General features: G+C 72.3%; 12 protein-coding genes. 8 read left to right on the top strand and 4 right to left on the bottom strand.

Annotation, left to right across the window (positions count from 1 at the left end):
* Window positions 1-106 precede the first annotated feature (106 nt).
* From lplAB to murQ, 6 genes are all read left to right on the top strand, one after another.
* Entirely contained in the window at window positions 107-1,168 is a 1,062-nt protein-coding gene (gene lplAB, locus QRN56_RS22815) for a lipoate-protein ligase LplAB (RefSeq protein ID WP_285107170.1), read from the top strand.
* A gap of 180 nt (window positions 1,169-1,348) precedes the next feature.
* Window positions 1,349-2,641 (top strand): sugar ABC transporter substrate-binding protein, encoded by a 1,293-nt coding sequence (locus QRN56_RS22820; RefSeq protein WP_285107171.1) that lies wholly within the window; start codon window positions 1,349-1,351, stop codon window positions 2,639-2,641.
* A 15-nt stretch (window positions 2,642-2,656) separates the two neighbouring features.
* On the top strand, window positions 2,657-3,580 hold the full coding sequence (locus QRN56_RS22825; protein ID WP_285107304.1) for a carbohydrate ABC transporter permease: 924 nt from the start codon (window positions 2,657-2,659) through the stop codon (window positions 3,578-3,580).
* Window positions 3,577-4,476, top strand: coding sequence for a carbohydrate ABC transporter permease (locus tag QRN56_RS22830; RefSeq protein WP_285107172.1), 900 nt, complete (start codon window positions 3,577-3,579; stop codon window positions 4,474-4,476). Before QRN56_RS22825 ends, QRN56_RS22830 begins: the two co-directional genes overlap by 4 nt.
* Window positions 4,473-6,371 (top strand): glycoside hydrolase family 3 N-terminal domain-containing protein, encoded by a 1,899-nt coding sequence (locus QRN56_RS22835; protein WP_285107174.1) that lies wholly within the window; start codon window positions 4,473-4,475, stop codon window positions 6,369-6,371. The genes QRN56_RS22830 and QRN56_RS22835 overlap by 4 nt, the downstream gene beginning before the upstream one ends.
* Window positions 6,368-7,327: an N-acetylmuramic acid 6-phosphate etherase gene (murQ, locus tag QRN56_RS22840; protein ID WP_285107175.1), complete on the top strand. Its 960-nt coding sequence runs from the start codon at window positions 6,368-6,370 to the stop codon at window positions 7,325-7,327. The genes QRN56_RS22835 and murQ overlap by 4 nt, the downstream gene beginning before the upstream one ends.
* Window positions 7,328-7,348: 21 nt before the next feature.
* Here the strand turns inward: murQ and QRN56_RS22845 are convergent, their stop codons facing one another.
* The gene (locus QRN56_RS22845) at window positions 7,349-7,888 is read right to left on the bottom strand and encodes a GNAT family N-acetyltransferase (protein ID WP_285107177.1); all 540 of its coding nucleotides are present in this window, start codon (window positions 7,886-7,888) and stop codon (window positions 7,349-7,351) included.
* A gap of 137 nt (window positions 7,889-8,025) precedes the next feature.
* On the bottom strand, window positions 8,026-8,775 hold the full coding sequence (locus tag QRN56_RS22850) for a YggS family pyridoxal phosphate-dependent enzyme (RefSeq protein ID WP_285107179.1): 750 nt from the start codon (window positions 8,773-8,775) through the stop codon (window positions 8,026-8,028).
* A gap of 232 nt (window positions 8,776-9,007) precedes the next feature.
* On the opposite strand from QRN56_RS22850, the gene QRN56_RS22855 reads away from it, so the two are divergent.
* Window positions 9,008-9,421, top strand: a complete 414-nt coding sequence (locus QRN56_RS22855; protein ID WP_285107181.1) for a YccF domain-containing protein — start codon at window positions 9,008-9,010, stop codon at window positions 9,419-9,421.
* A 9-nt stretch (window positions 9,422-9,430) separates the two neighbouring features.
* Here QRN56_RS22855 and ybaK read toward each other — a convergent pair whose 3' ends face one another.
* On the bottom strand, window positions 9,431-9,937 hold the full coding sequence (ybaK, locus tag QRN56_RS22860; protein WP_285107182.1) for a Cys-tRNA(Pro) deacylase: 507 nt from the start codon (window positions 9,935-9,937) through the stop codon (window positions 9,431-9,433).
* Window positions 9,938-10,061: 124 nt separating this feature from the next.
* Here ybaK and QRN56_RS22865 point away from each other — a divergent pair, with 124 nt between their 5' ends.
* Window positions 10,062-10,814, top strand: a complete 753-nt coding sequence (locus tag QRN56_RS22865) for a sulfite exporter TauE/SafE family protein (protein ID WP_285107184.1) — start codon at window positions 10,062-10,064, stop codon at window positions 10,812-10,814.
* 75 nt (window positions 10,815-10,889) lie between these two features.
* Here the strand turns inward: QRN56_RS22865 and QRN56_RS22870 are convergent, their stop codons facing one another.
* Window positions 10,890-12,173, bottom strand: a complete 1,284-nt coding sequence (locus QRN56_RS22870; protein ID WP_285107186.1) for an SGNH/GDSL hydrolase family protein — start codon at window positions 12,171-12,173, stop codon at window positions 10,890-10,892.
* Between the last annotated feature and the right edge of the window lie 68 nt (window positions 12,174-12,241).

Below are 12,241 nucleotides of genomic sequence, written 5' to 3' on the forward strand. Positions count from 1 at the left end.
CTCTTCTCGCCAAATATCGGACGTGCCCGACGTCGGACCTCACCTTCCGTACCCAAGGCTCGCTCCGACGTCGGACACCACAGGCACCGTCGCCTACTGTGAACACGTGCGAGGAGAGTTCAAGGTTCCACTCGGAAAGCTGGTTCGTGTCGAGACCGAGGTGGACGGGGCGGCGGGTCCGCCGGGCCGCCTGACGGGCACCAGGGTGAGCGGGGACTTCTTCCTCGAGCCCGACGAGGCGCTGGAGGCCATGGGCGCGGCCCTCGACGGGATGCCCGCCGACGCGTCGAAGGCGCAGCTCGCCGAGGCGGTGCGCGGCGCCCTGGACGGCGCCACCGCCGTGGGCTTCGACGCCGACGCCGTGGCCGTCGCCACCCGGCGCGCGCTCGGCCACGCGACGGCCTGGGACGACCACGAGTTCCAGGTGATCCGCACCCCCGCGGTCTCGCCCCTGCTCAACGTCGCGCTCGACCAGGTCCTCACCGAGGAGCTGGGCGCCGGACGGCGCGGGCCGACCCTGCGGTTCTGGGAGTGGGACGAGTCCGCGGTGATCATCGGATCGTTCCAGTCGCTGCGCAACGAGGTCGACTCCGAGGGTGCCGCACGGCACGGCGCCCGCGTGATCAGGCGGATCTCGGGTGGTGGCGCCATGTTCATGGAGCCCGGCAACACCATCTCCTACTCCCTGTACGTGCCGGGCTCGCTCGTCGACGGGCTGAGCTTCGAACGGTCCTACGCGTTCCTCGACGACTGGGTGATCGGCGCCCTGCACGGCCTCGGCATCGAGGCCTCGTACGTGCCGCTCAACGACATCGCGTCGCCCGCCGGCAAGATCGCCGGCGCCGCCCAGAAGCGGCTCGCCGGGGGCGCCGTGCTGCACCACGCGACCATGGCGTACGACATGGACGCCGACAAGATGACCGACGTGCTGCGCATCGGGCGCGAGAAGCTCAGCGACAAGGGCACCCGCAGCGCCAACAAGCGCGTGGACCCGCTGCGCTCGCAGACGGGGCTCAGCCGCGCCGAGGTGATCGACGCGCTCGAGGCGTCGTTCCGCGAGCGGTACCGCACCGTGCCGGGCGAGGTCACGCCCGACGAGTGGGCGCTGGCGCGAGCTCTGGTCGAGTCGAAGTTCGGTACTCCGGAATGGACCGCGCGCGTGCCTTAGCCGCGGGTGAAAGGTGCCATGCCATGATGGGCAATCACGGTTTGGTAACACCCCTAGCATGCACTTCACCCGGTCAGTAATCTCCACGCAATGCCGCGTATTGGGAAGTTCATTTCTCAGAAATACCATCTGGCTACTCTCGCGGCGCCCGGCGCAGGACCAGCGGAAGGAAGCCGAAGGATGACTCGAGCGATGCGACGGCCCGTGGCGGCAGCCACCGGAGCCCTGCTTCTCGCGGCCACGACGGCCGCCTGCGGCGGTGGTGGCGGCGGCGACAGCGAGGGTGACGGCACCCTCAGCGTGTGGATCATGCAGGGCACCAACCCGGACGCCGAGGACTTCTTCGCCGACGTCTCGACCGCGTTCGAGGAGGAGACCGGCGCGACGCTCGACGTCGAGTTCGTCGAGTGGGGCGACGCCCACGACCGGTTCGTCACCTCCATCGCCGGCGGGACCACCCCCGACGTCGCCGAGACCGGCACCACCTGGACCCCCGAGTTCGCCGACGCCGGCGCGCTCGCCCCCCTGGACGAGTACGTGGACGCGGCCGGGGTCAGCGACGACCTCGTCGAGGGCCTGGTCGACGCCGGCACCTACGACGAGCAGCTCTACGGCATGCCCTGGTACGCCGGCGTGCGCTCGCTGGTCTACAACACGGAGCTGTTCGAGCAGGCCGGCGTCGAGCCGCCCACGACGTGGGCCGAGATCGAGGACGCCGCGGCCGCGCTCAAGAAGGAGTTCCCCGACAAGATCGCCGTCGCCGTGCCCGGCGACGCCGAGTTCACCGTCTACCCGTGGGTGTGGGGCGCGGGCGGCGAGGTCGCCACGCTCGACGGCGACACCTGGACCTCGGGCCTCGACAGCCCCGAGGCGCAGGAGGGCATCGGGTTCTGGACCGGGCTGGCCACGGAGGGCGGCTACTCGTCGGCCGGCGCCACCACGTGGCGCGAGACCGACGTGCTCGACTCCTTCGCCGCGGGCGACGTGGGGATGGCGGTCATGGGCTCCTGGACGCCGGGCGCGATCGTCGAGGCCAACGCGGACATGGAGGGCAAGTTCGCCGCCGTGCCGATCCCGGGCCAGGACGGCGGCATCGCGCCGTCGGTCCTGGGCGGCTCGCACCTGAGCGTCTTCGAGACGGCCGACGACAAGGACCTGGCCTGGACGTTCGTCGAGATGATGACCACCGGCGAGTTCGCGCAGCAGTGGGCCGAGCAGTCCGGGTACTTCCCGGGCCAGGTGTCGCTGCTCGACGAGACGCTGGAGAGCACCGACCCGCTGGTCGCGCCGTTCGCCGAGCAGTTCGTGGACGGCGGCGCCTCGGTGCCGGCCGCGCCCACCTACGGCTCGGTGCAGGCCAAGGCCACCACGAGCACGATGATGCAGTCGATCCTCTCCGGGGACTCGGACGTCGCCGGAGCGAGCACGGCCGCCGCCGAGGAGATGACCGGCCTGCTGAACGGTTCCGAGTGACCCTTGGCTGACTCCCTGGCGACAGCCACCGTTCCCCGCCTGGGCAGGGCCAGGGCCGCCGTCGTGCGGCCCTGGCTGCTGCTCGCCCCCGCCCTGGCCGTCCTGGCGGTGCTGCTGCTGTGGCCCCTGGTGCGGGTGTTCCTCTTCTCGCTGCAGGACTACGGCCTGCGGGAGATCACGACCGGCGAGCCGAACTGGATCGGCCTGGAGAACTTCCGCGAGATCCTGGCGACGCCCGAGCTGTGGACGGTGGTGCTGCCCAACACCGTCGGGTTCGCCGTGCTGTCCGTGGTGGGCACCGTCGCGTTCGGCACGGCCGTCGCCGTGCTGCTCGCCTCGCTGGGCACCTTCTGGCGCACCGTCACCTCCAGCGCGATCATGGCCGCCTGGGCCATGCCCGCCGTCACCGGCACGTACGTGTGGGTGTGGATCTTCGACGCCGACCGCGGGGTCTTCAACGACGTCCTGATGAGCCTCGGCCTGCTCGACGACCCGACCAACTGGTTCACCAACCGGTGGACGTTCTACGCGATCGTGCTGCTCAACGTGATCCACCACGGCTTCCCGTTCGTCGCGGTGACCGTGCTGGCGGGGCTGCTCGGCGTGCCCAAGGAGATGCTGGAGGCCGCCGAGATGGACGGGGCCGGGTCGTTCCGCCGGTTCTTCTCGATCGTCGTACCGCAGCTGCGCCAGGTGTTCGCCGTCGTGATCATCCTGTCGACCATCTGGGACTTCAAGGTGTTCGCGCAGGTCTACCTGATGCCCGGCGGCGCCGGGTCCAACCGGTCGGTGCTCAACCTGGGCGTGTGGTCGTACGTCGAGTCGTTCGGGCAGAACCGGTACGGCTTCGGCTCGGCGATCGCGGTGCTGCTGACGGTGCTGCTGCTCGTCATCACCGCCGTCTACGTGCGCACCGTCCTGGCGGAGGAGGAACGATGACCACCATCCGTCAGGCCCCGGCCGCCAGGGGCGCGCTCGCCCGGCCGGCCCGCCGTCCGCTGCGCCGCACCGCGCGCCGGTCGCCCCTGCGGCAGCTCGGCAAGGGCGTGCTCGTGGCCCTGCTGCTCGTGTTCACGCTGTTCCCCGTCTACTGGATGCTGAACAGCTCGCTCGACGCGCAGGCCGGGCACACCAGCAGCTTCTGGCCCGCCGAGCCCACGCTCGACCACTACGTGTTCGTGCTGACGGAGGGCGGGTTCGGCACGTTCCTGCGCAACTCGCTGCTCGTCGCGCTCGGCACCGTCCTGATCTCCTCGGCGCTCGCGCTGCTGGCGTCCGTCGCGGTGGCCCGCTTCCGGTTCCGGATGCGCACGCAGATCCTGATGCTGGTGCTCGTCGTGCAGATGGTGCCGCTCGAGGCGCTCGTCATCCCGCTGTTCGTGCAGGTCCGCGATCTCCAGCTCCTGGAGACCCTGACGGGCCTGATCGTGGTGTACGTCGCCCTCGCCCTGCCGTTCGGGATCTGGATGCTGCGCGGTTTCGTCGCCGCGGTCCCGGTCGAGCTGGAGGAGGCGGCCTACCTCGACGGCGCGAGCTGGGGCCGCATGTTCTGGTCCGTCCTGCTGCCGCTGGTGGCGCCCGGCCTGGTCGCCACCAGCATCTTCGGCTTCATCACGGCGTGGAACGAGTTCATCTTCGCGATGACGATGCTCGGCGGGGCGACCGAGAACTACACGGTGGCGATCGGCCTGCGGTCGTTCTTCGGCATCCACTCCAACGACTGGGGCGCCATCATGGCCGCCTCCACCATCATCACCGTGCCCGTGATGGTCTTCTTCGTCCTGGTCCAGCGTCGGCTCGCCGCGGGGCTGACGGCGGGGGCCGTGAAGGAATGACCGACGCACCGAAGGAGGGGCCGGAGCCGGGGCCGCAAGCCGGTCCCGAGGCTGGTCGGCCCGAAGCCGGTCGTACCGAGCGCGCCGTCAACGGGATGCTCCTGCCGGGGTTCGAGAACGCCGTCGGGCCGGACGGCGACGGTGTGCCCGCCTGGCTGGCCGACGCCGCCCGCGCCGGCCTGGCCGGCGTCGTCTACTTCGCGCGCAACACGCCCGACGTCGCCACCACGGCCGCGCTGTCCGCGGCGTTGCACGCGATCTCGCCCGACCTGCTGATCGCCGTCGACGAGGAGGGCGGCGACGTGTCGCGGCTGGAGGCCACCGACGGCTCCTCCCTGCCCGGGGCCGCGGCGCTCGGCGTGCTGCCGGGCGGCGCGATCTCGCTGGACGCCGGCCGGGCGCTGGGCCGCGTGCTGGCCGCGACGGGCATCGACCTGCTGCTGGGCCCGGTGCTCGACGTCGTCTCCGAACCCGACAACCCCGTGATCGGCGTGCGCGCCTTCGGCACCACGCCCGACGACGTCGCCCGGCACGGCATCGCGTTCGCCCGCGGTGTGCGCAGCGCGGGCGTGGGTGTGTGCGGCAAGCACTTCCCCGGCCACGGCGCCACCACCGTGGACTCCCACGTGGGCCTGCCGGTCGTCGACGAGCCGCTCGACGTCGTCCGGGCCCGCGACCTCGTCCCGTTCGCGCGAGCCCTGTGCCCCGAGGGGCGGCTCGGTGCGGAGCCGTCCGGGCTCGACGCGTCGCGGCGCGACCAGTCCCGGCTCGACGCCGTCATGACCGCGCACGTGCTGTTCCCCGCCGTCGGACCGGCGCCCGCGTCGATCGAGCCGGCGGCGACGCGCCTGCTGCGGGAGCTCGGCCACGACGGACCGGTCATCACCGACGCGCTCGACATGGGCGCCCTGCGCGAGCTCACCGGCTCGGTGGGCGAGGCCGCCGTCCGCGCCGTCGAGGCCGGCGCGGACCTCCTCTGCCTCGGCCTCGACCCCGCCCTCTACACCGAGTCCTACGACGCGCTCACCGAGGCGGTCGCCTCCGGGCGCGTGAGCGTCGAGCGGCTCGAGGAGTCCGGGGCACGGACGCGCGCGCTCGTGGCCGCAGTCCACGACCGGCGGGCCGCCGTGGGCGCCGTGACCGACGCCGACGCCGCGCGGCGGGCGCTCGCGGACCTGGCCCAGCTGGGCGCGGGCATCGCGGACGCCGTGGTGCGGGTGCGGGGCGCGCGCCTGGTGCCGTTCGGGCGGGACGCCCGGCCTGACGTGGTGGACCTGCGCGTCCGGCTCGACCACGCCGCCGGACGCAAGGCCCGGCACGTCCAGACGGCGATCGCCGACGTCTGGCCGGGGGTGCGGGAGTGGCCCGGCCCGGAGGCGCCCGACGCGCTGCCCGAAGGTTCGCCCGAAGCTCGCCCCGGAACCCTGCCCGAGCCCCTGTCGAAGGGGCTCGGACTGGACGATGATGGACTTGGAGTGCTTATTGCCCGATTCACCCGGTACGGTGTATCGGCGGATCTCGACAGAACCGGTACCGAACGTGGCGCAGAATTTCCTGAGGGCGCTCCACGTCGGGCCGAACCGCTCGTCGTGATCACCCGCGAACCCGTCCCGGGTTCGGCCGAACGGGGCCGGCTGGAGCGGCTCTGGGCGGTGCGCCCGGATCTGGTGGTGGTGCACACGGGACTTCCCGGGCCGGTCGGTGACTGGTTCGGGACGCTGAGCGGTGGTGGCCCGGCGGTGGTGGTGGCGTGCGGGACCGGTCGGGCGAACGCGGCAGCGGCCGTCGAGCGCCTGCGGGGCGTGGGACCGCGGAACGAGATCGAGCAGCACGAGCAGTACGAGCACGAAGTCCAAGAGCACAGAGCAAGCAGAACGAAGGGGGCTCGCCGATGATCGCGGAGGCGGGATTCGAACGGCACGCACAGTCGGCGCCGCGCCCGGTCTCACCCACCGAGGAGCGCAACCCGCGCACCCGTGACATCGACGTGGTCTCCACGGCGGACATGGTGCGCATGATCACCGACGAGGACGCCGCCGTCATCGCCGCGGTACGCGCGGCGCACCCGCGCATCGTGGAGGCGATCGACCTGGCGGTGGACGGCATCCGCGCCGGCGGCCGGGTGCACTACGTGGGCTCGGGCACGTCCGGCCGCATGGGCCTGCTGGACGCCGCGGAGCTGCTGCCCACGTACGGCGTGGGCGAGGAGATGTTCGTGCCGCACCTGGCCGGCGGCCTGGGCGCCTTCAAGAAGGCGGCCGAGGGCGCGGAGGACGACGTCGAGGCCGGCGCCGCGCTCGTGTCCGACGTCGGGCCGGCGGACGTCGTGTTCGGCATCGCCGCCAGCGGCAACACCCCGTACGTCGGGGGAGCGCTCGACATGGGCCGTGCCCGCGGGGCGCGGACCGTGCTGCTCGCGTCGAACCCGTTCGCCGCCCTGGCGCCCAAGGCCGACGTGCCCATCCTGGTGAACACCGGGCCGGAGGCCATCACGGGCTCCACCCGCATGAAGGCGGGCACCGCCCAGAAGATGGTGCTGAACACCTTCTCGACGGCGGTCATGGTGCGGCTCGGCAAGACCTACTCGAACCTCATGGTCGAGGTGCTCGCGACCAACGAGAAGCTGCGCAAGCGCCTGGTGCGCCTGCTCACGCAGGCCACGGACCTGGAGTCCGACGTGTGCGCGAACGCGCTCGCGGCGACCGACGGCGACCTCCGGGCCGCCCTCGTGATGCTCGTGGCGGGCGTGGACCGGTCGGCGGCGATGACGGCGCTGGCCGTCGAGCCGGGACGGTTCAGCGGGCCGTCGGTGCGCGAGGCGCTGGCGCGGCTGGGGATCGAGCCGGCGTAGCCGGGTGGTCCCGGCGTCCGGTCAGGCCGCGACCGGACGCCGGGAACCCGCGGTGCGGACGTCGGCCGCGAGCTTGGCGACCAGCACGTCGCCGCCCTTGGTGAGCTGCTGACCGCGCTCCGAGAACCCGAGGCGGCCGTGGAAGCGCATCGACCCGGGGTTCGGCGGGTTCAGGTTGACCTCGCAGGTGACGACGTCGTGGCCGGCGGTCCGGGCGGCGTCGAACACGGCGTCGTAGAAGAGCTGGCCGATCCCGCGGCCGCGGGCGCCCTCACCCACCACGATGCGGTCCACGTACAGGTGGTCCAGGCCGCGCTCCTCGAACCAGGCGTAGTTCTCGCCCTCCCAGTCCTCGCCGCCGTCGAGCGCCACGACGAAGCCGAGCGGCTCCGCGGGCGCCTGCGGGTCGACGGCGACCAGGGCGAGCGACGACGCGTCGAGCAGCTCGGTCATGTCGTCGGCCGGGGTGTCCGGGACGGCGGGGATCGAGGCGTTGTTCAGACTCACCAGGTGAGAGATGTCGGCGTCGGTGGCGGGCCGCAGCACGGTGACGGTGGACATGGCTCTATCACTCCAAGGAGTCGGCGGGGGGACCCCAAGACGGTAGCCGCCGAGGCGGCGGCGCGTCTGTGACCTGGGTCAAAGAGTGGTGGCGGTCACGACGGCGGTCCGGTTGCCGGCGCCTGCGCCGGTGCCGGTCAGGGTGCTGGGCGCGGGCCGAAGACCGCCGTACCCACCCGTACGATCGTCGCGCCCTCCGCGATCGCGAGCTCCAGGTCGCCGGTCATGCCCATCGACAGCTCCGTCGCCGAACCCGTCCCCGGTGCCCCCGACGCGAGCACCTCGTCGCGGATCGCACGCAGCCGGGCGAACCCCGCGCGGACGGTCTGCTCCGAGGATCCCTCCAGGCGCGCGCCGATGGTCATGAACCCGGTCAGGCGCAGGCCGGGCAGGGCGGCGACGGCGGTGGCGAGCGCTCCGGCGTCCTCCGGCCCGACACCGGACTTGCTGTCCTCGCCGGTCACGTTGACCTGCACCATCACGTCCAGGGCGGTGTCGCCGGTGCGGCCGTCGCGCACGCAGCGGTCCGAGATCGCCCGCGCCAGGTCGAGCGAGTCGAGCGTCTCCAGGCCCGTGGCGGTGGCCAGCACCTGGTTGATCTTGTTGCGCTGCAGGTGGCCGATCATGTGCACCTGGAGCGTGCCGTCCGCCAGCCGGCCGGCCACGGCCGGTGCCTTCGCGACGAGCTCCTGCACCCGGTTCTCGCCGATCAGGTCGACGCCCGCGGCCAGCGCCTCGAGCACGGCGTCCGCCGTCTGCGTCTTGGTCGCGACCAGCAGCCGCACCTCCTCCGGGCCACGCCCGGCGGCGTCGGCGGCCGCGGCGATGCGGCCCCGGACGGTCGCGAGCCGGTCGGCGACCGTGCCGGGTGCGGGCTGAGGCTGCACTGCCGGGGGCTCCGCTGCCGAAGGCTGTGCTGACGAGGGCGGAGTGGCGGGCTGGGGCTGGTCGGGCACGGGGCGAGTCTATTTCGGGGTGCCGGGGCAGGCGGACGTCGGCAGACTGGACCGGAGGCCGCGTGCGGGCCCGGCGCCGTCGCCGATCACGCCGGGACGCTCAGGGTCGGATCAGGGAGGTGCCTGGTTCCGTGACCTGCTGCTCTACGGAAGGATGGGTCCCATGAGAACTCTGCTGAACATCATCTGGGTCATCTTCGCGGGGTTCGGGCTGTGGCTCGGGTACATGCTCGCGGGGATCATCTGCTGCCTGCTCATCGTCACCATCCCGTTCGGCGTCGCGTCCTTCCGCATCGCGGGATACGCCCTGTGGCCGTTCGGGCGTGAGGTCATCGAGAGCCCGCGCTCCGGCATCTTCTCCCTGATCGGCAACGTCATCTGGGTGATCGTCGCCGGCTGGTGGCTCGCGCTGGGGCACGTCCTCACCGCGATCCCGCTGGTGATCTCGATCATCGGCATCCCGATGGCCTGGGCCAACCTCAAGCTCATCCCGGTCTCGCTCATGCCGCTCGGCAAGCAGATCGTCCCCAGCGACGCGCTGCTGCCGACCTACCGCAAGCAGGCCGCGGCGGCCTGAGCCTCCGGCTCAGTCGCGCGCGATCGGGGCCGTCGTCCCGTTCGTGAGCGTCAGCAGGTCGGCCGGCGCGAGGCCGACGTCGAGCCCGCGCCGGCCGCCGGACACGTAGACGACGTCGAACGCCTCGGCGGACTCGTCCAGCACCGTGGTGTGCCGGGTCTTCTGCCCCAGCGGCGAGATGCCGCCCACCACGTACCCGGTGGCCCGCTCGGCCGCCGCGGGATCGGCCATCGCGGCCTTCTTGCCGCCGGCCGCGCGGGCCAGCGCCTTGAGGTCCAGCTTGCGGTCCACGGGCACGATGCCCACCACGAGCTTCCCGTCGACGTCGGCCAGCAGGGTCTTGAACACCTGCGGCGCGTCGACGCCGATCGCCTCCGCGGCCTCCATGCCGTAGCCGATGTCGCTCGTCGGGTCGTGCTCGTAGGGGTGCAGCGTGTGCGGCACGCCCGACTTCTCCAGGGTCACGACGGCGGGCGTCCCGTGGCTGGCGCGGGCGGACTTCGAGTTCTTGGCCACGACGCGATTGTGCCGTGCGGGCCGCGCGCCGGCGCAACGGTTTTGCGGTACGGACGCCGCCGTCGGCCCGGGGCCCCCAATCCCCTGGAGTCCGGTCGGAAACTACGTGGCTAGCGTAGGGGGCGTGCTCGCCCTCCTCGTCCTCGCCATCCTCGTCGGGGGCTCCCTGCAGCGCGTCGCGGGAATGGGCTTCGGGCTCGTCGCCGGGCCGTTCATCGTGCTCCTCATCGGCCCGATCGAGGGCGTCCTGTTCGTCAACCTCGTGGGCGCGGTGATGGCCCTGCTCGTGCTCGGGCGCACCATCCGCCGCGTGAACTGGCGCCGCTACGGCTGGCTGGTGAGCGCCTCGGTCGCCATGAGCGTGCCGGCGGCCCTGGTCATCCGGGACGCGAGCGCGTCCGCCCTGGAGATCGGCGTGGGCGCCGTGGTCGTGGTCGCCATGACGCTCGCGCTGGTGACCTCGCGCCTGCGCGGCGCGGAGCGGCCCTTCGCACCGGAGGCCCGGCTCCCGCTCCTCGTCACGGGTGCGGCTGCGGGGTTCGGCAGCGTCGCCGCCGGGATCGGGGGACCGCCCATCGCCGTCTACTCCGTGCTCGACCGCTGGGACCCGCGCGACTTCGCGGCCACCGCCCAGCCGATCTTCCTCACCAACGCGGTCGCCGCGATGACGGCGAAGCTCCTCTTCGCCGAGGCCACGTTCCCCTCCTTCGCGGCCTGGGAGTGGGCGACCGTCGGCGTCGCGCTCCTGGCCTCCGTCGGGCTGGGCGAGCTGCTCGTCGGGCGCATCTCGGCGAGTGCCACGCGCAAGGTGCTCGTGACGCTCGCCTACATCGGCGGTCTCGCGACCCTCGGCCGCGGACTGCTGGACCTGCTCTGACCCCCGCCTGGGAGGTGTCAGACGTACAGGTCATCCCGGTGACCTGTACGTCTGACACCTCCGGAGCGGAGCGGGTCAGCGGAGCGACATGACCGGTTCGCCCGTCGGGCTCAGCTTCGCCGTGCCGAGATTGCCGACCGTGCAGCTTCCGCTGCGCGGGTTGCCGGCGTTCCAGACCTGGCGCAGGCAGTTGCGCATCGCGAGCTGCCCCCAGTAGCTGGGGTGCAGCGACTCCTGGACGTAGTAGGGCGAGTCGCCGATCGTGCTGACCGTCCGGATCTGGTTGACCCACTCGGTCCGGTCGACCGCGCCGGGCGACTGCCAGCTCGGCAGGCCTACCTCCTCGTAGAGACCGACCCCGGTCTCGCACAACCGCTTGCCGTCGAACGCGTGCGTCATGTCGAGGGTGCGGACGTTCGGCAGCCCGACGTCGGAGGCGGCGCCCAGCAGCGCGCCGTTGATGGTGGGCAGGGCCGTGGAGTTGGCCCAGTCGGCGTCCTGGTTCCAGAGGCCGCACCCGCCGGTGGACTGGCGCGTGTACCCCGACTCCGAGTAGCGGATCCCGGAGCCGTTCGGCACGGGCGACGGGTAGGTCTGGACCACGAGGGTCCACTGGCCGGTGCTGTACCCGGCGTTGCTCATCGCGGTCGCGACGTTGCGGAGCGCGCCCGCCACCCGGGCCCGGATCGTGGCGACGTTCGAGGCGGTGAAGCTGGCCGTGACCGAGCTGTCGTCGTGGCAGTAGTTCTTCCACCAGGTCGGCGAGGTGAGGAAGTTGACCACGCAGCTCTGGACGACGCTCGCGAACTGGAAGTCGTTCCCGCCGATCGAGACGACGACCATGCGGACGTTCCTGGTGGCGGCTGCCTCCTGGAGCATGCGGGCCTGGCCCTTCCCGGCGGAGCCCTCGTAGAAGTCGATGCCCGGCTTGAAGTACGTGCCGGTCGAGGTGGCGGTCGTGGCCCCGCTGCAGGCGAGGTTGAGGCCGTTCACGCCGCCGCCGATGTGTGCCTCGGCGGAGGAGGCACGGTGGCAGCGCGCGATGGTCTCGCCCGTCCCGCCGGCGTTGTCGTAGTAGGCGGTCGGCCCCAGGGCGTCGGCCCGGTCGGAGTCGCTGTTGGAGCTGCCGGCCCAGCGGCCGGCCTCGCCGGAGATGTAGGAGTCCCCGAGGGTCACGACCCACGGGGTGCCGACGCCGGGGCCGTCGGCGGTCAGGGGAGCCGCGGCCGCCGGCCCCGCCGCCGCGACGGCCGTGGCGGCGGCGAGGCAGGTCGAGACGAGCAGGCCGAGGGCCCGGCGGGCGGACGGGTGTCGGTTGCGGTGGCTGGAGCGGTCGGGAGAGGGCAGGTGCGTCGTCATTGGCACTCCTGTGTCCAGGCAGTGCCGGTGCGGCACTGCTGACCGGATCTTCAATACCGGAGTTTATG

It is taken from the genome of Promicromonospora sp. MEB111, from assembly GCF_030209445.1.
Lineage (GTDB): Bacteria > Actinomycetota > Actinomycetes > Actinomycetales > Cellulomonadaceae > Promicromonospora.